At 56.8% G+C, this 22,635-nt stretch carries 19 protein-coding genes and 3 pseudogenes; 8 read left to right on the forward strand and 14 right to left on the reverse strand.

The window, feature by feature from the left end; genetic code table 11:
* The first annotated feature begins 66 nt into the window (after positions 1-66).
* On the forward strand, positions 67-312 hold the full coding sequence (locus ACSZPU_RS05870; RefSeq protein WP_498996470.1) for a DUF1158 domain-containing protein: 246 nt from the start codon (positions 67-69) through the stop codon (positions 310-312).
* Here ACSZPU_RS05870 and ACSZPU_RS05875 read toward each other — a convergent pair.
* Positions 247-1,866, reverse strand: a complete 1,620-nt coding sequence (locus ACSZPU_RS05875) for an alpha/beta hydrolase-fold protein (protein WP_498996472.1) — start codon at positions 1,864-1,866, stop codon at positions 247-249. The two genes, ACSZPU_RS05870 and ACSZPU_RS05875, sit on opposite strands and share 66 nt — an antisense overlap.
* Before the next feature lie 150 nt (positions 1,867-2,016).
* Between ACSZPU_RS05875 and ACSZPU_RS05880 the strand changes: the two genes are divergently transcribed.
* Positions 2,017-4,173 carry a TonB-dependent siderophore receptor gene (locus ACSZPU_RS05880; RefSeq protein WP_498996474.1) on the forward strand — a complete coding sequence of 719 codons (2,157 nt, stop codon included), beginning with the start codon at positions 2,017-2,019 and terminating at the stop codon, positions 4,171-4,173.
* Between the two features lie 265 nt (positions 4,174-4,438).
* On the opposite strand, the gene ACSZPU_RS05885 is transcribed toward ACSZPU_RS05880, so the two are convergent.
* Both ACSZPU_RS05885 and ACSZPU_RS05890 read right to left on the reverse strand, forming a co-directional pair.
* Positions 4,439-4,780 (reverse strand): RamA family antibiotic efflux transcriptional regulator, encoded by a 342-nt coding sequence (locus ACSZPU_RS05885; protein ID WP_498996476.1) that lies wholly within the window; start codon positions 4,778-4,780, stop codon positions 4,439-4,441.
* Positions 4,781-4,816: 36 nt separating this feature from the next.
* Positions 4,817-5,917, reverse strand: coding sequence for an MBL fold metallo-hydrolase (locus tag ACSZPU_RS05890; RefSeq protein ID WP_498996478.1), 1,101 nt, complete (start codon positions 5,915-5,917; stop codon positions 4,817-4,819).
* A 195-nt stretch (positions 5,918-6,112) separates the two neighbouring features.
* Between ACSZPU_RS05890 and ACSZPU_RS05895 the strand changes: the two genes are divergently transcribed.
* The 3 genes from ACSZPU_RS05895 (at position 6,113) to ACSZPU_RS05905 (ending at position 7,921) form a co-directional block, all read left to right on the forward strand.
* Positions 6,113-6,703, forward strand: coding sequence for a TetR/AcrR family transcriptional regulator (locus ACSZPU_RS05895; protein ID WP_498996480.1), 591 nt, complete (start codon positions 6,113-6,115; stop codon positions 6,701-6,703).
* Positions 6,693-7,061: an MmcQ/YjbR family DNA-binding protein gene (locus ACSZPU_RS05900; protein ID WP_498996482.1), complete on the forward strand. Its 369-nt coding sequence runs from the start codon at positions 6,693-6,695 to the stop codon at positions 7,059-7,061. Before ACSZPU_RS05895 ends, ACSZPU_RS05900 begins: the two co-directional genes overlap by 11 nt.
* A 62-nt stretch (positions 7,062-7,123) precedes the next feature.
* A complete protein-coding gene (locus ACSZPU_RS05905) occupies positions 7,124-7,921 on the forward strand; it encodes a PhzF family phenazine biosynthesis protein (protein ID WP_498996484.1) in 798 nt (265 codons plus the stop codon).
* 7 nt (positions 7,922-7,928) lie between these two features.
* Here ACSZPU_RS05905 and ACSZPU_RS05910 read toward each other — a convergent pair whose 3' ends face one another.
* A complete protein-coding gene (locus ACSZPU_RS05910) occupies positions 7,929-8,801 on the reverse strand; it encodes a helix-turn-helix transcriptional regulator (protein ID WP_498996486.1) in 873 nt (290 codons plus the stop codon).
* Positions 8,802-8,908: 107 nt separating this feature from the next.
* Between ACSZPU_RS05910 and ACSZPU_RS05915 the strand changes: the two are divergent.
* Positions 8,909-10,328, forward strand: a pseudogene (locus tag ACSZPU_RS05915) (MFS transporter).
* A 5-nt stretch (positions 10,329-10,333) separates the two neighbouring features.
* Here the strand turns inward: ACSZPU_RS05915 and ACSZPU_RS05920 are convergent.
* From ACSZPU_RS05920 to pdxR, 7 genes and pseudogenes are all read right to left on the reverse strand, one after another.
* Positions 10,334-11,202: pseudogene (locus ACSZPU_RS05920) on the reverse strand (DMT family transporter).
* Positions 11,203-11,267: 65 nt separating this feature from the next.
* The gene (locus ACSZPU_RS05925) at positions 11,268-12,248 is read right to left on the reverse strand and encodes a LacI family DNA-binding transcriptional regulator (protein ID WP_498996488.1); all 981 of its coding nucleotides are present in this window, start codon (positions 12,246-12,248) and stop codon (positions 11,268-11,270) included.
* 160 nt (positions 12,249-12,408) lie between these two features.
* On the reverse strand, positions 12,409-13,557 hold the full coding sequence (locus tag ACSZPU_RS05930) for a Gfo/Idh/MocA family protein (protein ID WP_498996489.1): 1,149 nt from the start codon (positions 13,555-13,557) through the stop codon (positions 12,409-12,411).
* Positions 13,554-14,618 (reverse strand): sugar phosphate isomerase/epimerase family protein, encoded by a 1,065-nt coding sequence (locus ACSZPU_RS05935; RefSeq protein ID WP_498996490.1) that lies wholly within the window; start codon positions 14,616-14,618, stop codon positions 13,554-13,556. Before ACSZPU_RS05935 ends, ACSZPU_RS05930 begins: the two co-directional genes overlap by 4 nt.
* Before the next feature lie 15 nt (positions 14,619-14,633).
* Complete coding sequence (locus tag ACSZPU_RS05940) at positions 14,634-15,872, reverse strand: MFS transporter (RefSeq protein ID WP_498996492.1); 1,239 nt, start codon at positions 15,870-15,872, stop codon at positions 14,634-14,636.
* Positions 15,873-16,036: 164 nt separating this feature from the next.
* Positions 16,037-17,434: a phenylalanine transporter gene (gene pheP / locus ACSZPU_RS05945; protein ID WP_498996494.1), complete on the reverse strand. Its 1,398-nt coding sequence runs from the start codon at positions 17,432-17,434 to the stop codon at positions 16,037-16,039.
* Positions 17,435-17,535: 101 nt separating this feature from the next.
* The gene (pdxR, locus tag ACSZPU_RS05950; protein ID WP_498996496.1) at positions 17,536-18,939 is read right to left on the reverse strand and encodes a MocR-like pyridoxine biosynthesis transcription factor PdxR; all 1,404 of its coding nucleotides are present in this window, start codon (positions 18,937-18,939) and stop codon (positions 17,536-17,538) included.
* A gap of 123 nt (positions 18,940-19,062) precedes the next feature.
* On the opposite strand from pdxR, the gene ACSZPU_RS05955 reads away from it, so the two are divergent.
* Positions 19,063-19,518, forward strand: coding sequence for a carboxymuconolactone decarboxylase family protein (locus ACSZPU_RS05955; protein WP_498996498.1), 456 nt, complete (start codon positions 19,063-19,065; stop codon positions 19,516-19,518).
* A gap of 273 nt (positions 19,519-19,791) precedes the next feature.
* Positions 19,792-20,262 (forward strand): 2TM domain-containing protein, encoded by a 471-nt coding sequence (locus ACSZPU_RS05960; protein ID WP_498996499.1) that lies wholly within the window; start codon positions 19,792-19,794, stop codon positions 20,260-20,262.
* 31 nt (positions 20,263-20,293) lie between these two features.
* On the opposite strand, the gene ACSZPU_RS05965 is transcribed toward ACSZPU_RS05960, so the two are convergent.
* The 3 genes and pseudogenes from ACSZPU_RS05965 to ACSZPU_RS05975 all read right to left on the reverse strand — a co-directional run.
* On the reverse strand, positions 20,294-20,743 hold the full coding sequence (locus tag ACSZPU_RS05965; RefSeq protein ID WP_498996502.1) for a GNAT family N-acetyltransferase: 450 nt from the start codon (positions 20,741-20,743) through the stop codon (positions 20,294-20,296).
* 10 nt (positions 20,744-20,753) lie between these two features.
* Positions 20,754-21,296 carry a GNAT family N-acetyltransferase gene (locus tag ACSZPU_RS05970; RefSeq protein WP_498996504.1) on the reverse strand — a complete coding sequence of 181 codons (543 nt, stop codon included), beginning with the start codon at positions 21,294-21,296 and terminating at the stop codon, positions 20,754-20,756.
* 106 nt (positions 21,297-21,402) lie between these two features.
* Positions 21,403-22,557 (reverse strand): annotated as a pseudogene (locus ACSZPU_RS05975) (TonB-dependent receptor domain-containing protein); the annotation flags it as partial.
* Positions 22,558-22,635: the final 78 nt, after the last annotated feature.

Consider the following 22,635-nt stretch of genomic DNA (forward strand, 5'->3'; position numbering starts at 1 on the left):
TGCAGAGAGATTGCGCCCCCGTGCACTTTCACGGACAATGTCGTTTTTAACAACCAATTAACTGTTATGAAGCACCCACTGGAAACTGTAATCTCCGCTGCCGGTATTCTGGGCATGGCATTTGTCTCCGTCCTGCTGCTGCCCGCCCCTTCCCTGGGGCTGGTGCTGGCGCAAAAGCTGATGGATACCTTCCATTTTCAGGACCTGAACCAGCTCTATACCGTGATGTTCTGCCTGTGGTTTCTGTTACTGGGCGCTATCGAGTTCTATATCTTGCGCTTTGTCTGGCGCCGCTGGTTTTCGCTGGCTTAAGCCGGTGAAATCCCGTAATCCATGCACTAATGCCTCCACCCAGGCGGCATAATCATGGCCGCTTGACCACGGATGGAAGCTAACGCTGTAGCCTTTCTCGCGCAGAACCCGTTCAAACTCGAGGCTATTGCGATAGATACCGCCGTCCGGGCCATTGGCTTCAAACCGCCCGGCCTGGATCCAGAAACGGATCGGATAGCGCGCAGACTGCTGATACTGACGCGTTAACCAACCAGGCTCTTCACCTTTCGGCGCCCACCAGTAAGACCCGGACAGGCTCAGCACATTGCCGAACAGGCGCGGATAGCGCATCGCCACCCACGACGATGCCAGCCCGCCGTAGCTGGCCCCTGCCACAATCGCTTTATTGCGTTGCACCGTGATGCCCTGCTGACGTAACCACGGGAGCAGTTCATGGGCCATGAAATCAGCAAAATCCGCGTTAGGCGGCAGATCTTTTGTGCGACGTTTGCTGTCCAGGCTGTCAATGAACACCACGTTGACGGGCGGCAACTGATGGCGCGCAATCAAGCCATCCAGCACGTTTGCCGTATGGTAATCCCCCTGCCAGACCTGTCCATCGAACATGAACAGTGTCCAGCGGGTCGGTTGTGCAACCCGTGGGCGATAGAGCATGATTTCCCGGCTGTTACCCAGACGTTCGCTACGCAGCGTATGGCGCGTCAGCGTACCGTGACGCACGGACTGCTCCATCGCCTCGGTGGAGAAATAGCGCGACGGGCTTAAATCCAGCAGCGACGAGCGGTTCCAGCGATCGACCCAGCCGGTATTCATGGTTAACGGATTAAGCGGATCGGCCTGTGCGCTGACCAGAATCGCGCGGCGCTGATCGCGGGCGCCGCCTTCCACTTTCGGTACATCGGGCGCGAGCTGATACTGCATGCGCGTGTCTGCGGGAACCACATAACTACGAAACCAGACGTCTGACCCCGCCAGTTTGAACATCGGATCGTGATCGCCTGCGGGCGAGCCCAGAATAAAAACATTACCGCGCGCCCCGCGCCAGAGGAAGGTCACGCGTTTATGGGTGGCATCCAGTGGTTCGACCAGTGGTGTGCCGTTACGCTTTCTTGCCTCCCAAAACGCCTGCGTCGTTCCCCCTGCCGCCAGTTCTCTTACCAACTGTTGCAGGATGGGGCTGACGGGATCAAGAACCTGTGCACGCGCCAGCGGTTCGGTCTCTTTCATCTGCCAGCTAAAATGCCAGCGCACGCCTTCATCACCATGCAGCACCAGCGATGACGGTTGTTCAACCGGTAATGAAAATAGCAGGGATTTCTCACCATCCGAGGGGCCGCCTTCCAGCAGACTGCGCAGACGGCGATTGTGCCCGTCAAGCAGGTGCGCGTCGGTCACGCCGCGTAAGGTGGCAACGACATAGTTCTCGCTGAGCGCCGGGAGTTGAAAGCAGACCTCGCCGCTGGCATCAAACTTGCCCTGCTGCTCCCCCTGAACGGATGATGAATCGCAGGGCGCCGCCATTGCGGACATCGCGCCAAACCCCATCATCACGCCACCCAATGCCATCTTCATCAGTCATTCGCTCCGTGTAAAAATTGTTACCGACGCTAATGCAAATGGTAATAATTTGCAATATCATTCATGCCGTTTATGGTGGTAGCGCCCTTTTCGTACAGCGCTAAGGGCGATTTTTGATGGCATAAAACGGGAACGATAAAAATAATGTTTAAGAAAAATAAGATAATGCAACTCTGGCTGCTCAGCCTGACGGCTGTCGGTGCAAGTGCATCGGCAATGGCAAAAACCGGGGCTGAGGAAACGATCGTCGTCACATCCGGGACGTCGGAAGACCCCACCGCGCCGGTAAAAGGGATGGTAGCAACCAAAACACTGTCGGCAACTAAAACGGCGGCTGACCTGGTGAAAACGCCGCAGTCCGTGTCGGTCATCACCCGCGATCAAATGCAGGCGCTCGATGTGACCTCCGTTTCGCAGGCGCTGCGCTACAGCGCTGGCGTATTTACGGAATACCGTGGCTCATCGAACCGTAACGATGAAGTGTTCGTGCGCGGTTTCAGCTATGTACCGAAATTCCTGGATGGCCTGAGCTTCGGTGCCACCGCGTCGTCGCAAACCGGCACCGTCGATCCCTGGCTGCTTGAGCGCGTAGAGCTGGTGCGCGGCCCGGCCTCTGTGCTCTTCGGTCAGGTCAACCCTGGCGGCCTTATCAGCATGACCAGCAAACGCCCCACCAGCGAGTCTATTCATGAAGTTCAGTTCCGTACCGGGAATAATGACCTGGCGGAAGGGGCCTTCGATTTTGGCGGTAAACTCAGCGATGACGGGCGCGTACTGTATCGCCTGAACGGGATTGCCCGCACGCAGAACAACCAGATTGCGGATTACAAAGAGACCCGCATGGCCATTGCGCCGGCGATCACCTGGTATCCAAACGATCAAACCCGTTTCACCCTGTTGACCAGCTACCAGAAAGATCCGGATGCCGGTTACCGTAACTTCCTGCCTTATTACGGCACGGTGGTCAGCGCCAACGGTAAGTATATTCCGTGGGATTTCAATGTCAGCGACCCGAACTACGATCAGTCCTGGCGCGAACAAACCATGATTGGCTATGAGTTCGAGCATCAGTTAAACGATGTGCTGACTTTCCGCCAGAACGCACGCTACGCCACCATCAAACAGAAATACCGTTATCTGGTATACGCCAACAGCGCGGCAAACAGTACCGTGCTGATACGCCGCGCCCAACACGAAGAACGTACAACTAACGAATTCGGTATCGATAATCAGCTGGAAGCGCAGTTTGCTACGGCGGATGTGAACCATACCGTTCTCGGCGGGCTGGATTACAAATCGAGCAAAGACAAACAGTTGCTGCAACGTGGCGCCGGTTCCAAGTACGACATGGACTGGACTCATCCGACCTACGGCGTCAGCGTGGATGAGAGCACTTTCTCTACCCTGACAGACGAGCAGCAGAACCTGGATCAGATGGGCATTTATCTACAGGATCAGCTGAGCTGGAACAACTGGGAATTGCTGCTCTCCGGGCGCTATGACTGGTCGGAAGTACGTACCACCGACTTTACCGCCTCCGGCACCACTATCCAGCAGAATGACAGCAAGTTCACCTGGCGTACCGGGCTGCTGTATGCCTTCGACTTTGGTCTGTCACCGTATATCAGCTACAGCACATCGTTTGAGCCAAACCTGCAAACAAACCGCGCGCCGGGCGTTGCGCCGTTTGCTCCCACCACCGGTAAGCAGACCGAAGTGGGTGTGAAATACCAGCCGGTAGAAAATACGCTGATGTCGCTGGCGGCGTATGACCTGCGCCAGACCAACGTGCCGACCTATGACAGCAGTGCGGGATGGTACGAGAACGCGGGCGAAATTCGCGCCAAAGGGATTGAAGCCGAGGTGCACTCTACCCTGTGGGACAGCTGGAATATTATCGCGTCCTATACCTATACCGATGCGGAAAACGTCAGCACGACGGTCGCAGGCGTACAGGGCAAAACACCACAGCGTATTCCTGCCCATATGGCATCGGCATTTACCAGCTACACCCTGACGGGCGGGCCGCTTAAGAGTCTGACGGCGGGCGTGGGCGTGCGTTACATCGGCACCAGCTATGGCGATGCGCGTAATACCTTTAAAGTGGCCGCGGTCGATTTGTATGACGCGATGCTCGGTTATGACCTGGGTGAGCTGAACAACAGCCTGAAAGGGGCGAGCGTGCAGTTCAACGTCAATAACCTGGCGAACACCAAGTATGTGGCGTCATGCGCCGGCGATACCGCCTGCTTCTATGGCACGGGTCGTACGATGACCGCCACGGTGAAATACGCCTGGTAAAAACGGGACGTCGGGTGGCGCTTCGCTTACCCGACCTACAATCTCGTAGCCTGGATAAGGCGTTTGCGCCGCCATCCGGGAATAATCTGTCGGGTGGCGCTTCGCTTACCCGACCTACGATCGCGTAGCCCGGATAAGGCGTTTGCGCCGCCATCCGGGAATAATCTGTCGGGTGGCGCTTCGCTTACCTGACCTACGATCGCGTAGCCTGGATAAGGCGTTTGAAAAAAGAACCCCGGCTGGCTCAGGCCGCCGGGGTTACGGCTTAATGCGCGCGTGGGTGATTCTCTTTGCGCCAGACGCCCGGCGGCTGGTTGAAGGTGCGGGTAAAGATCCGCGTAAAGGTCTGTTGCGAATCAAAGCCATATTTCAGGCAAATATCGTAGACCTTGTCATCGGTATTGAGTAAATCCCGCGCCGCCAGCGACAGTTTGCGTTCGCGAATATAGCGCCCCAGACTCTCCCCTTTGTAATGCAAAAAAAGCCGTTGCAGGTGCCATTTTGAATACCCGGCGTGGCGCGCGATATCATCAATACGCAATGGTTGATGTAAATTGTCGTCGATCCACTCGACGATAGTGTCGATAACCTGAGCGGAAATAGTCATACAGCGCTCCCCCTCTCTGCTCTTCGAAATAAACCGTTATTCCCACCAGGCGCGGAAGCCCTGGGCGTTATCCGCCGCATGGACCGCTTCGCCAAGTGTGGGCGTTAACAATCGATACCCTTTGCCGAGGCTTGCCGCCGCCAGACGTTTATAAGGATCGTCCCAGGTGTGTTTTGCCAGCACGAATCGTCCGGCGTGGCCCGGCAGTACCGCCCGCGCATTTAACTCCTCCGCTGCTTGCGCCGTTTCCTCCGGCATCATGTGGATGTACTTCCAGTCCTGGTCGTACTGACCGTTTTCAAGAATGGCCAGATCCACCGAACCAAACTGTTCGCCGATGGCCTTAAAGTGCGGTCCATAACCGGTATCGCCGCTGTAATAGAGCTTGCGATTCGGGGTAACGAACATAAAGCTCGCCCACAAGGTCTGGTTGCGTTTCAGACCGCGTCCGGAAAAGTGGCGCGCCGGCAGCACGTGTACATCCAGGTCGCCGCTCACGCTGATTTTTTGCTGCCAGTCCGCTTCCTGGATAATGTCCGGGTTCATGCCCCAGTAGCGCAGATGCGATCCGACGCCCAGCGGGGTAATCACCCGTTTGATTTTTGGCATCAGCCCCTTGATGGTGGCGTAATCCAGGTGGTCGTAATGGTCATGGGAAATGATCAGCAGATCGATTTCCGGCATGGCGTCCGCCGTCCACGGATAGTCACCGTCGAAGGCTTTATTCAGAAATGAGAACGGCGCGGCGTAGCTGCTCAGCACCGGATCGATAAGAATACGTTTCCCGGCCAGTTGCAGATACCACGAGGAGTGGCCCAGCCACACCACCGTGTCCTGCTCCAGCAGCAGGCTTGCCAGATCCGTCTTGACCATCGGCAGCGGCCACTGCGGGCGTGCATTTTCCCGGCGGGTGGTCAAAAACTCCCACATTGCCGCCACCATACTTTTCTGCCCTGTGTAGTTGGGCGTAGGTAACTGGTTATGAAATTCACCGTCCCGGTACTGCGGAGACTGCTCTACCCGGGTCAGTTGCTCACCCTGCGGGCGTTGACCAAATCCGGCGTTTAAAACAAAAGGCAAACTGGCAGCAGACACAACGAGCATAATAAGAACCACGCTAAGTAAGAGTCGTTTCATACCCTGATCCGAGAAAATGTCCCTTCCGCTGGGACATTGAAAGTAGACTGGACTTGATTATGAGTGAGTAAGCACTCATTATAGAAATGAATAGAAAGTCGTCAAGATGATTTTCAATCTTTGATGTTCAGCGTTGCAGCGTCACAGAGGGCATGGTTCAATCGTGGTTTTTCTAAATCAGTGAGGGAAAGTGTAGTGGCTCGTCCGAAGAGTGAAGATAAGAAATTAGCATTACTGGATGCGGCATCTGTCGCTATCGCGCAAACCGGCATTGCCGCTTCAACCGCGGTGATTGCCCGTAACGCGGGCGTGGCGGAAGGCACCCTGTTTCGCTATTTTGCCACCAAAGACGACCTGCTCAATGCACTCTACCTGCATTTAAAATCCGATCTTTGCCGGACCATGATCGACAGCCTTGACCGGTCGAACAGCGATCCCAAAATACACACCCAGGCCATCTGGAACAGCTACATCGACTGGGGTATCCGCCACCCGTCGGCGCATAATGCGATTCGCCAGATTTCGGTCAGCGAAAAAATCACGCCGCAAACGCGCCAGCAGGTCAAGGACATGTTCCCTGAGCTGCATGAAATCTGCCACCGTTCGGTCACGCCCGAATTTCTTTCCGAAGAGTTTTCCCCCTTTGGCGATGCCATTTTTCTGACGCTGGCGGAAACCACCATGGATTTCGCCAGCCGCGATCCGCAAAAAGCAAAAGAGACCAAGCGCCTGGGCTTTGAGGCTATGTGGCGCGCCCTCACCGTGGAACACAGCAATGGACAGTAAAGCGTTGCAGGAGGCCGCGCGGCGCATTGCGCTCGAGCTGCCGTTCACCGAGCTGTGCTGGCCGTTTGGCCCGGAACACGACATTTTTAAAGTCGGCGGCAAGATTTTTATGATGACCACCACCGCCCACGGTCGACCGATGGTCACGATGAAATCGGATCCGCAAAAATCCCTGCTCAACCAACAGATCTACCGCAGCATTGAGCCAGGCTACCACATGAATAAAAAGCACTGGATCTCGGTGTTTGCAGGCGTCGGGATCACCGAAGACCTGCTCGACGATCTGATCAATGACTCGCGGGATCTCGTGGTCGATACGCTGGCGAAAAAAGATCAGCAGCGTCTGCGTCCACGCTGACTGTTCGGAAAACGAAAAACGCGTTACGGTAGACTTTCGTTTTTCTGACAGGAGCACGCGCAGTGGAACTTGAGATTTACCAGGTTGATGCTTTTAGCACACGCCCTTTTTCCGGCAATCCGGCGGGGGTGTGCATTACTCCTCAAGGCCTTGAAACCACCACCATGCAACAAATTGCGGCAGAGATGGCCGTCTCCGAGACCGCATTCCTGGCGCTCGATGACTACCGTCTGCGCTGGTTTACGCCCCAGGCAGAGGTCGATTTATGCGGTCACGGCACGCTCGCCACGGCCCATATTCTGCGCCAGACCGGACTGCTTGCCGTCGATGAAAGCGTTGTCTTCACCACCCTTTCCGGCCCGCTTAACGCCACCGCACGCGCGGAAACTATCGAACTGGATTTCCCGCTCTTAAAGCCGGATATGAACTATACGCCAAACGACGCCCTGCTGGATGCGTTGGGTCTCGATGCCAGCGATGTCTTCACCAGTGGGAAATTTGGCCCCAAAGAGATGATTGTGGTGGAAGACGCGCAGCTAATTGAACGGCTCAAGCCTGATTTTCAGGCGCTTGGCGCACTGCCCGGACGCGGCGTTGCAATTACCGCCCCAGGCCACGGCAAATACGATTTTATCTCTCGCTACTTCGCCCCCTGGGTGGGCGTGAATGAAGATCCGGTGACCGGTTCCGCGCACTGCGCGCTGGCGGCGTACTGGGCGGCGCGTCTGGATAAACGCGCGCTCTGCGCCTGGCAGGCCTCCCCGCGCGGCGGCGAACTGCAAATTGCCCTCATCGCAGAAGGCCGTGTGGCCCTGGCAGGCCAGTCGTATACGGTTCTCGGCGGAAAACTCTATCTCTGAGACATGATTAGCCGTGGTCTGCCAGCCACGCCAGCGCCTGCTCGCCCTGCTCGTCTATCGGTAAATACACCAGCAGTCGCGACCCGTTGCGCGGCGCTGAAAACCAGTACATTTGCTGCAACGAAAACTCACCAAACTCAGGGTGGGTGAAGGTTTTCAACTGGTTCTCCACGCCCCGCACGTCGTAGTGCTTATGCCACAGCGAGGCAAACTCTTCCGATACTGCACAAAAGCGCGCCAGCTTCGCTTCCCACTGCGGCTCGCCCCGGTGCTCCGCCATCGCCGCACGGAAATAGGCGACAAAGGTCGGTAATACACTCTCTTTGCGTCCAATGCGGCTGCGCCAGGTCGGGTTGGTCAGATAAAGATAAATACAATTGCGCTCATCTTCCGGTATTTGATGAAAATCAATACCCATCATCCGTGAAAAAGCCTCGTTCCACGCGACAATATCAAAATTGGATTTCTGGATGCTGGCCGGTTGCGGCAACAGGCTATCGAGCATTTTACGCGCCCCGGCGCTGATACTTTCACACTGCGGCACCGCCAGCGTTTCCGCAGGCGTCAGACCCGCCAGTAAAAACAGGTGGCGGGTTTCGGTTGCCGAGCACTGCAGCGCATTGGCGATCGCCTGCATCACGCTGGCCGACGGATTAACGTCCCTGCCCTGTTCCAGCCAGGTATACCAGGTCACACCGACGTCGGCGAGCAGTGCCACCTCTTCGCGCCGCAGGCCGGGTGTACGCCGCCGCCCGCTGCGCGGCAGGCCAAGACGCGGCGGATCAAGGCTTTCCCGACGAGAACGCAAAAAAGCGCCGAGCTGTTTGCGGTTCTCATCCTGAACGCTCAACAGAGGGGAGCGTTCCGACATCAGACTCATAAAACCTCCAGCATGGTATTGCCAGTACCAGTATAAGCAAGAACTGGTACCCGTTTTTCATATCAGCGATGCTACGTCCATCTGATGAATGACGCAATGGAGTTACCATGAATACGTCTGCTGTTTCACCCGGTCGTGCGGGCTTGTTATTACTGTTGACCGGACAGATGCTGCCGCTGATCGATACCTCGATCACCAACGTCGCCCTTGATTCCATCACCCTGTCGCTGCACACCAATACCACGCAGCTCTCCCTGATCGTGGCGCTGTACGGCGTGGCGTTTGCCGTCTGTCTGGCAGGGCAGCAAACTGGGCGATAACTTTGGTCGCCGCAAAATATTCTTATGGGGCGTGGCGCTGTTTGGCATCGCCTCGCTGCTGTGCGGTATCGCCAACTCCATTACCGCCCTGCTCGCGGCCCGCACTCTGCAAGGCATGAGCGCGGCGCTGATCATGCCGCAAATTCTGGCGACTATGCATGTCACTCTCAAAGGCCCGGCCCATGCTCGCGCCATCAGCCTGTATGGGGGAATTGGCGGCGTGGCGTTTATTATCGGGCAGATGGGCGGCGGCTGGCTGGTGTCGGCGGATATTGCCGGGCTCGGCTGGCGGAACGCCTTTTTTATTAACGTGCCGATAAGCCTGGTAGTGCTGGCATTAAGCCATCGCTATGTCCCGGAAACGCGTAATGAAACCCCAACGCGCATTGACTGGCAGGGTACCTTCGCGCTGGCGCTGATCTTATGCTGCCTGCTGTTCCCGCTTTCCCTCAGCCCGGACTTAGGCTGGCCGTGGCAGAGCCAGGCGGCCTTAGTGGCGATAATTCCGCTGGTATTGTGGATGCGCGCCGGTGCACTGCGTCAGGAACAACAAGGGCTGCATCCGTTGATGCCTCCGCGCCTACTCAAATTGCCCAGCATTCGTTTCGGCTTCTTGATTGCCCTGCTGTTTTTCAGCGCCTGGTCCGGCTTTATGTTCTGCATGGCGCTGACCTTACAGGCAGGAGTTGGCATGGCGCCGTGGCAGTCCGGTAACAGTTTTGTTGTACTTGGGGTGACCTATTTCGCCTCGGTCTGGTATGCGCCGAAGCTGATTGCCCGCCACAGCGTGCGCACCATTCTGCTTAGCGGCATCGCGATTCAGATAAGCGGCCTGCTGGCGCTGTTCGCCACGCTCTGGTTGACCCGTGGCGATCTCAACGCCTTAAATCTTGCCCCCTCTACCGCGCTGATTGGCTATGGGCAGGCGCTGATCGTGAACAGTTTTTACCGTATCGGGATGCGTGATATTGCCACCCACGACGCAGGCGCGGGCAGCGCCATTCTCAGTACGCTGCAACAGGCTACGCTGGGGCTGGGTCCGGCGGTGCTCGGTGGGCTGTTTTTGCATCTGCGCAACCTCACCCAAGGCAATTACACCGAAGCGCTGGGCGGGTTTTTAGTGGCGGAGACCGTCATGATGCTGCTGCTTGCCGTCGCCGCGATTGGCGCACGCCAGCAGCTTGCACCCCGCTGTCCGGCAAACTGAGGATGTCAGATTTTTGACGGCAGACGTGCCACCAGCCGCCAGCGGAACCAGAGTTGTGCCAGCAGAATCAGCACGCCGCCGATGATTTTTTGCAGCGGCAGGCGTTCGCTGTACCAGATGGCGGCAACAATCACCGTCAGCAGCGGTTCGAGCACCATGATGATGGCGGCGCTGGCAACGGCAGCATATTTCTGTCCCTGCAATTGCAGGCCAAAACGCAGGCTGGTGGCAATCAGAATACTGGCGACCAGCCACATGGCGGTAGAAGCGGTAAACGGCTGCGTCCAGTGTTCAAACGACAGGGAAATCAGCACACCAGCCAGCCCGGTCACCGCCAGTTGTACCGTGGTGAGTGGGAGCAGCGGGACATCGCGGGCAATACGGCTGGTGTAGCAAAACGAAACGGATTGCACAAAAGCCGTCAGCAGGAACCAGCCCTGGCTGGGGTGGAACACAATCGGCGTGTGCAGGCTTAGCAGCGCCAGCCAATAAAGGCGAGCGGCAGACATTCCCAGTACGCACGAGCAGGACGCACGCCCATCATGCCCCAGGCCACCAGCGGCACAAACAGCATCGAGAGGCTCATGATAAACGCCCCCTCGCCCAGCGACGGGGTGGTCGAGACCGACCAAATCCACAGACACAGGTTGAGCGCCATCCACAGGCCGCTGATAAAGACCTGACGCAGTTTTGCCAGCGGAATACGCTGCCCGCGACAAAACGGCAGCAACACCAGCGCGGCACCTAAAAAGCGCAGCCCAAGGAAGGCAAATACCGGCATGCCCGAAATCGCCTCACGGGAAAAGATCCAGCCGCAGGCGGCAATCATGGCGGTGAAAACGAGGAACAGCTCAGCTTGTCGTTGCCGGTTCATTGGCAAAGCTCCCAAAAGTATAAAAAAGCCAGCGAGAAGGCTGGCAAAAAATCATGGCAATAATATCAGGCGCTGGCGCGGGAAATATACTGCCAGTCCATCATGATTCTCTCGGTTGGGGCCTGCGGGTTATCGATTTTATTGAGCAGCAGCCCTACCGCCTTGCGGCCAATCTCTTTTGACGGCTGATAAACCGTTGTCAGCGGTGGCGTGACCATCTCCGCCAGTTCGGTGCCGTCAAAACCGACCACCGCAATATCCTGCGGCATGTTCAGTCCGGCTTCATGGATAGCCAGCACGGCCCCTGCCGCCAGGGTATCCGACACCGCAAACACCGCGTCGGGGCGTTGTGCATGGCGTAACAATGTCTGCATTGCCGCTTTCCCTGCGCTGAAACTCAGATCGCTTGCATACTCCACGATCGCATAATCACGCTGATGCGCCTTAAGCCCGGCGCGGTAACCCTCTTCCCGTGAACGGGCATATTTATAGCTGAGATCGTGGTTAATCAGCGCGATACGCTGGCAGCCGCGCGCCAGCAGCTGGTCAATCACGCACTGCGCCGCGCCGACATCGTTAATGCCCACGCAGGAAACATCGCCATCATCGGCATATTCCGCACACTGCACCCAGGGCGCAGTGCCGATAAGCGTCGCCAGTTCCGGCAACCGCGAGGAGGCGTCCATGGTGATGATGCCGTCGACGATTTTGCCGGAAAGCAGGTTTAGCGCCGAACGGGAACGCTCCATGTCCGAACCGGTATTACACAGCAGAATGCGAAAGCCGTTTTTCTCTGCTTCCTCTTCAATCCCTTTCACCACTTCGGCGCAAAACGGGTTGGCGATATTTGATACCAGCACCAGAATCATGGAGCTGCGGGCAGTACGCAGCTGACGAGCCAGCAGGTTCGGCTGATAGTTGCTTTCGGCAATGGCTTTGAGCACGCGCTCGCGGTTTTTTTCTTTAACAGATTCGCTGTTATTAAGCACGCGCGAAACGGTCGCGACGGAAACGCCAGCCAGCCTGGCGATTTTCTGAATGGACATAACGTCGATATTTCCTGCGGTTAGCGTCTGGTTAGCAGGCTACCACAGTTTCCCTGTGGACAACATCGCGAGGCCTTATCCGAACTCCCTCTCCCTGAATGGAGAGGGAGAAAACCGCCTTTGTAGGCCGGATAAGACAACGTCGCCACCCGGCAGTCCTTTACTCTTTCACCGCCACCCACTTTTGCTGCGCGTGACTTTGCAGGATGGCGTCGATAATAAACATCACGCTGGCCCCATCGTAAAACGAGGCAAATCGGGCCTCGCCGCGAGAGGGCATTTTCCCGGCCTGCACCGCACGATAGAAGTTCAGCATCATATTCTTAAACGCATCCGGCCAGCCTTCAATATGCCCGCCGGGGAAATGGGCACTGGCGGCCACATCCGGCGACATCAGCACCGGGTCATCGGTCAATATCTGGTTGGGCTGCTGACGATGGCCAATCCACAGCTGCTGCGGGATTTCCTGGTCCCAACCCAGTGAGCACTCACTACCATTTACCTCAAAACTCAGGCGATTTTTCCGCCCCGCGCTCACTTGCGACACGCTAAAGCACCCTTTACTGCCATCGTCAAAACGCACCAGCACCGAACCGGCGTCCTCGGTGGTCACGGTTTTGTCCTCCACCTCTGCCGCCTGCTGCGTATTGGTGAAAGTCGCGGCTCTGCGGCTGGCTTTGCGTATCGCCCAGACGATGGATAAATCCGCCATCACCTGGGTAATGCGCCGCCCGGTAACAAACTGCAGGGTGTCGCACCAGTGTGAACCAATATCCGCTATCGCCCGCGACGGGCCGCCGGATGCCGCATCCACGCGCCAGTTATAGTCCGTTTCCAGCAGCATCCAGTCCTGCAGATAACTGCCGTAAACAGAAAACAGCCGACCCAGTTGCCCGGACTGGCGCAAGCTCGCCGCCTGCTGAACCATCGCAAACTGGCGATAGACGAAACTGACGCCATGCACCACGTTCGCCTGTTCGGCAAGCGCCACCAGTTCACGCGCCTCTTCGGCCGTCATGCACAGCGGCTTTTCCGAAAACACATGCTTTCCGGCCCGCAGGATTTTACGGTTGATGTCCGCATGCAAATGGTTCGGCGTGCAGTTATGCACTACCTGTAATCCTGGATGTGCCAGCAGTTCCTCCGCGCAGGCATAGGCGTGCGGCACACCAAGCTGCCGCGCCTTTTGCTGCGCATCAGCCAGATTGGCATCGCACAGCGCCACCACCTCCACAAAACCCAGTCTCCGAATGGCTTCAATATGCGCCGGGCCAATAAACCCGGTGCCAATAATCCCAACCTGAATCATTCCACGCTCCCCAGTCCTAACATGTTACGCACGCTGCCCCGGTCTTCTTGCCCGGCGGCAAAATCATCAAACGCGTATGCCGAAACGGGAATGATATGGCGGCGAATAAACTCGCTCCCTTCCCGCGCGCCAACCTCCCCCGCTTTCAGGCAGCATTCCCACTCCAGCACGGCCCAGCCATCATAGCCGTGCTGGGTAAGTTTGCTGAACACCGCACCAAAATCGATTTGCCCGTCACCCGGTGAACGGAAACGCCCAGGCCTGTCGACCCAGCTTTGATAGCCGCCATAGACGCCGCTGCGACCATCCCTCTGGTACTCCGAGTCCTTAACATGAAAGGCTTTGATGCGCTCGTGGTAGATATCGATAAACGCCAGATAATCAATCTGTTGCAGGTGAAGATGGCTCGGATCATAGAGAATATTGCAGCGCGGATGGTTATCGACGCACTCGAGAAAACGCTCAAAGGTGACGCCGTCATGCAGGTCTTCACCGGGGTGAATTTCATAGCACAGGTCTACGCCCAGCTCATCAAAGCGGTCCAGTACCGGCCGCCAGCGACGGGCCAGCTCCGCAAATGCCTCTTTAAATAACAGGGCGTTATGCGGCGGCCACGGATAGAGATAAGGCCAGGCCAACGCGCCAGAAAACGTCGCGTGAGCACGTAGCCCAAGGTTATTCGAGGCCCGCGCGGCATCGAACAAGGTTTGGGTCGCCCAGGCCTGACGCGCCGCCGGGTCTCCACGCAGCGACGCAGGGGCAAAACCATCAAACGCCGCGTCATAGGCCGGGTGCACCGCAATCAGCTGCCCTTCCAGATGGGTGGAAAGCTCGCTAATCACCAGGCTGTGTTGCGCCAGCACACCGCACACATCGTCACAGTAACTTTGGCTTTGCGCCGCCTGCCCGACATCAAAAATTGCCGGGTGGTTACAGGGGATTTGCAGCGCCTTGTAGCCCAGCCCTGCCGCCCAACCCGCCAGTCCTTCCAGCGAGTTAAACGGTGCCTGCTCCCCGATAAATTGCGCGAGAAAAATCCCCGGCCCCTGAATGGTTTTCATAGCACCTCCTACAGCTTATGCATGCTCGTTGTCATTGTATTTGAACGAAAGAAGGAAAATCAGCGCGATCACGGCTGCGGCAATCGCCGGGATCCACCAAAAGGTCACCCACGCCTGCGGCAACGTCTGCCCGGCAACAAGGCGGTTGTACAGCGCGCCGGAAATTTGCGAACCCAGCAGCATGCCAATGCCGTAGGTGAACATCACAACCATGCTTTGCGCCTGGCCTTTTACCTTCTCCCCCGCCACGCGGTCGGTGTAGATAAAGCCAACAACGAAGAAGAAGTCGTAGCAGACGCCGTGTAACAAAATACCGAGATAAAGCAGGAAGCGCCCCTCTTCACTCACACCAAGGGCAAAGAAGGCATAACGCACAAACCAGGCGCACATGCCGATCAGCAACATGTACTTCACGCCCAGGCGGCGGAACAGCAGCGGGATCACCAGCATAAAGAAGATTTCAGACATCTGGCCGAAGGACATGGCGGTACTGACATCTGCCACGCCCGCATCCGCCAGATAAGAGGCGGTATAGGCGTAATAGGTGCCAAGCGGCACGGAAATCAACATCGCGCAGAGTGAGAAAACAAAGAAGTGACGGGTTTTCAGCAGGGCAAACGCATCGGCGCAAAACAGATCACGCATGGCAACCGGCAGCCCTTTGGCCGGTGCCGGCGTATGCGGCAGTGTCAGACTATAGAGCGCCAGCGCCACAGAGCAGATTGCCGCCACCTGGAAAATGGTCACGCTCGACGAAATGCCCGTCACGCCGATAAAGATCCCCGCCACAATCCAGCCAATGGTGCCGAACACGCGTACCACCGGGAAAGTTTTGTCGATATTGCTCAGGCTGTGGAAGGCGATGTTGTTGGTCAGTGCCAGCGTGGGCATGTAGCACAGCGTATAGCCAAACAGCAGCGCAATCAGCATGGCACCGTTTTCCGTCACCAGCGCCTGCGGCACAAACATCAAAATCGCGGCCCCGGCCAGATGCATTACCGCCATCACTTTTTGCGAAGCAAAGAAGCGATCCACCAGCATGCCGAGCACAAACGGCGACAGAATCGACGCGATCGGCCCGGCGGAAAACGCATCGCCAATCAGCAGTGACATGTTGTGCTGCGTCATCACCAGACCGAGCGTGACCGACCAGCTACCCCAGATAAAAAACTGTAAAAACATCATCAGTGACAGCCGCGGAACCAGCAGCCGATGCTGAACCAGATTTCCACTACTTTCGGTTGTTGACACCATTTTTTTGCCTCACCTTATAAAAGTAATCGATTACAAAACCCATCAAGAGAAAAAGTAATCGATTACAAAATAATTTTCCTGTGTATTGAGACAAGAGTGGGAGATCAATCACGATAAATTTACGCGGGGTAAATGCCCCGCCGGATCCGGCGAGGCAACGATCGTTACGCGCGGCCGACAGAACGGCGCGACAAGTGGAAGGCAACAAACAGGAAGACAATCCACACCGGTAGCAGGATAGCCGACAGGCGCATCCCGTCCATGGTGCACATCAGCACGAGGATCATCAGCATAAAAGCGATGCACAGGTAGTTGCCGAAAGGATAGAGCAGCGCCTTGAACTGAGGATCGCGCCCTTTGCGACGCATCGCGGCACGGAATTTCAGGTGTGCCAGCGAAATCATGATCCAGTTCAGCAGCAGCGTTGCGACTACCAGCGCCATCAGCAGACCAAACGCCTCTTTTGGCAGCACATAGTTTACCAGTACCACCAGCGAGGTGATCGCCCCGGAGAGGAACAGCGAATTGACCGGCACGCCGCGACGGCTGACGCGGGTCAGGAACGCGGGCGCGTTACCCTGTACTGACAGACCAAACAACATACGGCTATTGGAATACACACCGCTGTTGTAGACCGACAGCGAGGCTACCAGGATGACAAAGTTCAGCGCCGAAGCCACCAGGTTACTGTTCAGGTTGTGGAAAATCATCACAAACGGGCTGCTGTCAGCTTTGATATCGACCCATGGATACAGCGCCAGCAGTACGACCAGCGAACCGATATAAAACAGCAGGATGCGATAGACCACCTGATTAACTGCTTTCGGGATGGTGGTGTGCGGTTCGCTGGCTTCTGCCGCCGTGATGCCAATCAGTTCCAGCCCGCCAAAGGAGAACATGATCACCGCGAGAGAGAGAATCAGCCCGTGCCAGCCGGTGGCGAAGAAGCCGCCGTGACGCCAGAGGTTGTCAAAGCTGGCGCTCTCGCCGCCGTGGCCACCGAATAACAGCCACAGACCAAAACCGATCATGCCGATGATCGCCAGCACTTTGATCAGCGCAAACCAGAATTCGGTTTCACCGTACAAACGCACGTTGACCAGGTTTATCGCGTTAATGATGATGAAGAACGATGCCGCCCAGATCCAGGTGGGAACATCCGGGAACCAGTACTGCATATAAATGCCTGCAGCGGTCAGTTCTGCCATACCTACCAGCACAAACATCGCCCAGTAGTTCCAGCCAGACAAGAAGCCCGCAAACGGCCCCCAGTATTTAAAGGCAAAATGGGCAAATGAACCGGATACCGGCTCTTCAACCACCATCTCACCGAGCTGGCGCATAATTAAGAAGGCAATAATGCCTGCGACGCCATAGCCCAGCAGCACCGCCGGACCCGCCATCTGGATTGCCGGACCGATACCCAAAAACAGTCCGGTACCGATAGCGCCCCCCAGGGCGATTAATTGAATATGGCGATTTTTCAGTCCCCGTTGCAGCATCGGCCCTGATTCCGACGCGGTATCTGCTGATTGCTCAGATACCATTGACGCGTTTTTCACGTCTTTCCCCTTTTCTTGTTGTCATGAAGCCGCACCTTTTAACATTTACGGCACGGTGTAGCAAGGACGTCAGGGAAGACAACACATTCACCTGATTTTCCTTAACCCAGCCGGCGAATAAACGCGTCTAATCGTTCACAGCCGCCCGATGTCTCTTCCCCGTTCGCCATGCCGAGCAACAATCCCGCCTGGCTGGTAGTGCCGGGCAGATACCAGGACGAGAGCGGCGAAGGCGCAAGGCCCACGGTATAGGCATAGCGGGCGATGGCCGAATCCTGCGCCCCCTCCTCCAGCCGTAACAGTACCGACAGCCCATTAACCTGTGCGCGGTAACCCATGGCCGTAAGTTGCTGGTACAGCGCCTGGCTGCGGGCGCTATAGGTCCGCTTCATTTTTCGCAGATGACGTAAAAAATGACCCTCGTGTAAAAACGCGCGGGTGGCCATTTGCAGCGCCGGATCCGGCGCGGGCGACAGGCTGGCAACCACATCCGCTACCGTCTCCGTTAATGACGTGGGCACGACCATAAAGCCGAGCCTCAGCGTCGGGCTGATGTTTTTACTGAACGACCCAATATGGATCACCCGGCCATTAACGTCCATTGAGGCCAGCGCCGGTGCCGCCCGACGGTGCAGTTGTAGCTCCCCCAGATAATCATCTTCAATTATCCAACTGCGGTTACGTTCCGCCCATGTCAGGAGCTGCTGACGCCGCTCAAGCGAAAGGGTCATGCCGAGCGGGGCCTGCTGCCCGGGCGTGACCAGCGCCAGCGCCGCGTCTTGCGCCAGCTGCTCTCCCGCACGGATATTCATCCCCTCCTCATCAACAGGAACCGGGATCAGCGTCAGGCCGGCCAACTCCAGCGCCCGTCTGGCAGGGGGAAAACCGGGATTTTCAACCCAGACCTTTTTCCCCCGCAGCCCGAGCGCATGCAGAATGACGCCCAGCGCACCGGTAAAGCCGGTGGTAACAAAGACCTGTGAAGGATGGCACTTAATGCCACGGGAGAGTGCCAACTGTGCGGCAATCTCCCGGCGCAGTGCGGATTCACCGCGCGGATCGGCATAATGCTGCGGAGAGGCCATCTGCGATCTGGCCGCAGCGGCAAAAAGCCGGGCAAACAGCGTCGCCGGGAAGGTATCAGCAACCGGGATCCCCATCTGGAAATCGCCGGTGGGAGAAAAGAAATCCTGGTATAGCGCCGAAGCGGGCAAAGGGTCGGGCGCGGGCTGCTGGCGGTTATGGTGCGGAATAAAATCAGCGACGCAGGTGCCGGACGTACGTGACGAAACAATTAATTGCGCGTCGCCCAGGCGCTCATAGGCAGTTTTTATCGTCCCGCGTGATACGCCAAGCTGAACCGCCAGATCGATCCATGACGGCAGCCTGTCCCCTGGCGTTAGCACACCGCTGACGATCGCCTCGGTGATGCCCGTGCGAATCTGTTCCGAAAGCGAAAGGCGTGCGCTGCGATCGATATGTAGCCGAAGCGGTTGTTTTGCCATGATGACTGACCTGTGCGCTGAGATTGCGGTTTCGTGGTACAAAAGAATCATTCATTTTTGGTTCTTTTTTGTGTACGTGCAACTGATAAGCTGGCCGCCTCACTACTGAACAGGAACGACCCCATGAGCCAGCGCATCGATTATTCCAAAACCTCTCCGGCAGGCGTAAAAGCCTTTGGTAACGTATATGCCTATATTTCCCAGTGCGGTCTTGAAGACACCTTGATTGAACTGGTGAACCTGCGCGTGAGCCAGATTAACGGCTGTGCGTTTTGCCTTGATATGCACACCCGCGACCTGGTCAAAAAAGGGGTGAGCCCGGTAAAGCTCGCTCTGGTGCAGGTGTGGGATGAGGCGGGAAATGTCTTCACCGAGCGTGAGAAAGCGGCGCTGGCGTGGGCGGAGATTGTCACCCGCGTCGCCGAGACGCGCGTGCCGGACGATGCACTCCATGCGGCATCGGCGGTATTTGAAGATAAGGAATTGACCGACCTGACGATGGCGATTGGCCTGATGAATGCTTACAACCGCCTGGCCATCAGCTTTCGCAACGTTCCGCAGGAAGCGGCAAACGCGTAATCGCAACCTGATGCGGCGTATATTGTTACCCTCGCACTGTCATAACCGTTTTACGCGCACAGAGGCCTTTTATCGCCGCAGTTTCCTGGTTCGTTCGCGGCAGAAAACATCGGCGACACACATGACGCGTTATGCTTGAATATCGGGATACCGAAGAGCAAAGTGGGTCGGCAACCCCCGTGTCATGGCGCTGTCAGGTTGCTGTCGGGTACGTGTCGTGTCGCTTTTTTCCCTTTTGGGCGATGCTGTCATCCTGCCTACCACGGAGACATTATGATGAGTACCAACCGAGTGAAAGAGTTTCGCCTTGCCCGTGCCTGGTCCCAGGAACAGCTGGCTGAAATGGCCGCATTGAGCGTACGTACCGTACAGCGCATTGAAAACCAGGAGCAGCCCAGCCTGGAAACGCTTAGCGCGCTGGCCGCTGTTTTTGAAGTGAGCGTGTCCGAGCTTTCTGGCAGCACGCAAAATGAAGGTGATGAGGCGCTGGATCAGCGCATTACGGAAGCCAGAAAGCAGGTGGGGGAAGAGAGTCGCTTTTACCGCTCGGTGTTAACCGCGGTGGTGGTCTGCGTTTTACTCTATTTCCTCAACCGTACCACCTCGCCAGAGAGCGTCTGGTCGCTGTGGGTCGCCGCCATCTGGGGCGCGCTGCTGGTGGTGCGTGGACTGCGCGTTTTTGTCTTTGGCAATCTGATTGCCGGGTGGCACAAAAAACGACTACAGAAACTGCTGCGCAAATAACGATCGGCGTGAGCGCGCGACTGCCCGCATCTTACAGGCCTTTGATAAAGCACACCGCCTCATCCCGGCCAATATAGACACCGTAATTATCGGTAACGGTGTAGCCATGCTTTTCATAGAACGCCACGGCCTTGTGGTTGACGCGCCGCGTTTCCAGGGTGATTTCGCGATAGCCGAGCGTTCTTGCGGCCTCTTCCAGAAAAGAGAGAACCGCACTGCCGACGCCCGCTTCGCTGCCTGTGGAATACATCCTTTTCAGTTCCGCCGTTTCCTGCGTCAGCGGGCGAATTGCACCGCAGCCTATTGCAGTGCCCTGCGCGTTGCGGGCCAGCGCCCACACCGCCCGTGCGGATTGCAGGTCATCAATATTAAACGAACGTTTGCCGCTGCTGCCGGTGATGCGCGCGAGCGCAGCAGAGAGTTGTTCGATAAGCGTCTGCGAGTCTGCCGACAGCGGATCGGCGTGTTCTACCTGAATCATCCCTTCCCTCTTACGATTTATCGCTGGCCTGTCGCCATTCATCTTGCATTAAGCGGTATACCAGACTGGCGGGAGCGTTGGGAACATCGTGAACTTCAGCCACCTGGCGCAGGCCGATTTTTTCTAATACGCGCTGCGACGCCAGATGATGTTGTCTTACCACGGCAGAGATATCGCCAAGCCCGAGCATGTCAAAACCGAAGGGAAGAAGCCGTCCGGCAAACTCGGTAGCCAACCCTTGCCCCCAGGCTTCGGTCGCCAAACGATAGCCCAGGTTATTGATAGTCATTGATTCGTAGGTTCTGACACTCAGGCCACCAAAGCCAATCACATGTTCAGGAACGTCGCTTAAGGTAATGGCAAAGTTGCCAAAGTTGTTCATTTGCCAGTGGTGTAGCCACTGCGCCATGGCCTGTTGCGCATGGCCAATGTCAGGAAACGGCCCCGCAGGATTAAACTGGTTGGTCGCCGGATCGCCGTAGATCCGAAAAAGCGCATCCGTATCGGCAAGCGTTACCGGGCGCAGATGAAGGCGTTCAGTGGTGAGGATCATGGGATTCAATATGCCGGATAATCAACAAGGTGCTAAATACCATAGGCTAAATCCGCGCGTTTTCAACTGATGTGATGCCCCGACCGGATGCCGGGGCAGATGAGGATCAGAAGGAATAGGAGAGGCTCACAGAATAATTGCGCGGCTCGCCGTAGACACCGTAGTCGCTCAGCCAGCTGTAATATTCACGATCGAACAGGTTGTTGATATTCCCCTGCACCGCCAGCTGTCTGGTCACCTGATAGCGGGCAAACAGGTTCGCCAGCGGATAGCTGCCCTGATACACGCGCGTAGTTTCGCCGTCCGCCCCGGTCACGTCCTGGAAGGTGCGGTTCTGCCAGTTAACCCCGCCGCCAACGGTCAGCTCAGGCAGCATCGGCAACTGGTAACGGGTGAACAGTTTAAAGTCGGTTTGCGGCATATTGCTGTTAAAGCGCCCCGTGGAATCGCGCGCCACATAGCGTGTTGCGCCGAAGGTCACCTGCAGACGGTCAGTTACCGCACCGTTAATTTCAAACTCCGCCCCTTTGCTCACCGCCCCTTTCGCCGCGTAATAGGCCTGCTCGCTGGTGCCGTTCACCATCTCATTGCCATTGGCCTGGCCGACGTTATCCTGCTCGATACGGAATATCGCGAAGGTGGTGGTCAGGCGCCCGTTCATCCAGTCGGATTTCAGGCCAGTTTCGTAGTTCTTGCCCGTCACCGGCGAGAGGTATTTCCCGTCGCTGGTACGGTAGGTCTGCGGCTGGAAGATGGAGGTGTAGCTGGCATAGGCCGACCAGATATCGTTGATGTCATAGACCAGCCCGCCGTACGGGGTCAGGTTGTTTTTGCTGACATTACCGCTGGTGCCATGCGTACTCCACTGGGTGTAGCGGGCACCAATAATCAGCGACAGGGGATCCGCCAGCGAGAAACGCGCTGCGGTATAGGCCGATTTTTGACGCACGATATCATCGGAGGTCAGCGTCCAGTCGCTCCATTCCGGCTCGCTTATATTTCCGTTCCAGCTATTGTTGAAGACGCCAATGTCGCTGGTGTCCATATCGGCACCGGCGCTGTAGTAGCGATTGCTCTGGCGAGAGTAACTCACGCCCGCCACCAGCTCATGCTGACGGCCCAGCAGGGTAAATGGCCCGGTGGCATAGGTATCCACCGAGTCGAGCTTACGTGTACCGCGGTCCAGACTGCCGTAACCGGCCAGCCCTTCCCCGGTCTGTTCATCCGGGTAATTAAAGGAATAGAGCAGTTTGGAATCGAAGTTAGGGAAGGTGCGATTTAATCGGTGGGGTTCAGTGGAGTCCTTAGCTGTATTAGCCTTACCTTAGCTGAGCTGTAT

This window comes from Phytobacter sp. V69, assembly GCF_965644215.1.
Classification (GTDB): domain Bacteria; phylum Pseudomonadota; class Gammaproteobacteria; order Enterobacterales; family Enterobacteriaceae; genus Phytobacter.

Coding starts and splice junctions, on each gene's coding strand:
- ACSZPU_RS05870 (WP_498996470.1), top strand. CDS start 67: ATGAAGCACCCACTGGAAACTGTAATCTCCGCTGCCGGTATTCTGGGC.
- ACSZPU_RS05875 (WP_498996472.1), bottom strand. CDS start 1,866: ATGAAGATGGCATTGGGTGGCGTGATGATGGGGTTTGGCGCGATGTCC.
- ACSZPU_RS05880 (WP_498996474.1), top strand. CDS start 2,017: ATGTTTAAGAAAAATAAGATAATGCAACTCTGGCTGCTCAGCCTGACG.
- ACSZPU_RS05885 (WP_498996476.1), bottom strand. CDS start 4,780: ATGACTATTTCCGCTCAGGTTATCGACACTATCGTCGAGTGGATCGAC.
- ACSZPU_RS05890 (WP_498996478.1), bottom strand. CDS start 5,917: ATGAAACGACTCTTACTTAGCGTGGTTCTTATTATGCTCGTTGTGTCT.
- ACSZPU_RS05900 (WP_498996482.1), top strand. CDS start 6,693: ATGGACAGTAAAGCGTTGCAGGAGGCCGCGCGGCGCATTGCGCTCGAG.
- ACSZPU_RS05910 (WP_498996486.1), bottom strand. CDS start 8,801: ATGAGTCTGATGTCGGAACGCTCCCCTCTGTTGAGCGTTCAGGATGAG.
- ACSZPU_RS05925 (WP_498996488.1), bottom strand. CDS start 12,248: ATGTCCATTCAGAAAATCGCCAGGCTGGCTGGCGTTTCCGTCGCGACC.
- ACSZPU_RS05930 (WP_498996489.1), bottom strand. CDS start 13,557: ATGATTCAGGTTGGGATTATTGGCACCGGGTTTATTGGCCCGGCGCAT.
- ACSZPU_RS05935 (WP_498996490.1), bottom strand. CDS start 14,618: ATGAAAACCATTCAGGGGCCGGGGATTTTTCTCGCGCAATTTATCGGG.
- ACSZPU_RS05940 (WP_498996492.1), bottom strand. CDS start 15,872: ATGGTGTCAACAACCGAAAGTAGTGGAAATCTGGTTCAGCATCGGCTG.
- pdxR (WP_498996496.1), bottom strand. CDS start 18,939: ATGGCAAAACAACCGCTTCGGCTACATATCGATCGCAGCGCACGCCTT.
- ACSZPU_RS05955 (WP_498996498.1), top strand. CDS start 19,063: ATGAGCCAGCGCATCGATTATTCCAAAACCTCTCCGGCAGGCGTAAAA.
- ACSZPU_RS05960 (WP_498996499.1), top strand. CDS start 19,792: ATGATGAGTACCAACCGAGTGAAAGAGTTTCGCCTTGCCCGTGCCTGG.
- ACSZPU_RS05965 (WP_498996502.1), bottom strand. CDS start 20,743: ATGATTCAGGTAGAACACGCCGATCCGCTGTCGGCAGACTCGCAGACG.
- ACSZPU_RS05970 (WP_498996504.1), bottom strand. CDS start 21,296: ATGATCCTCACCACTGAACGCCTTCATCTGCGCCCGGTAACGCTTGCC.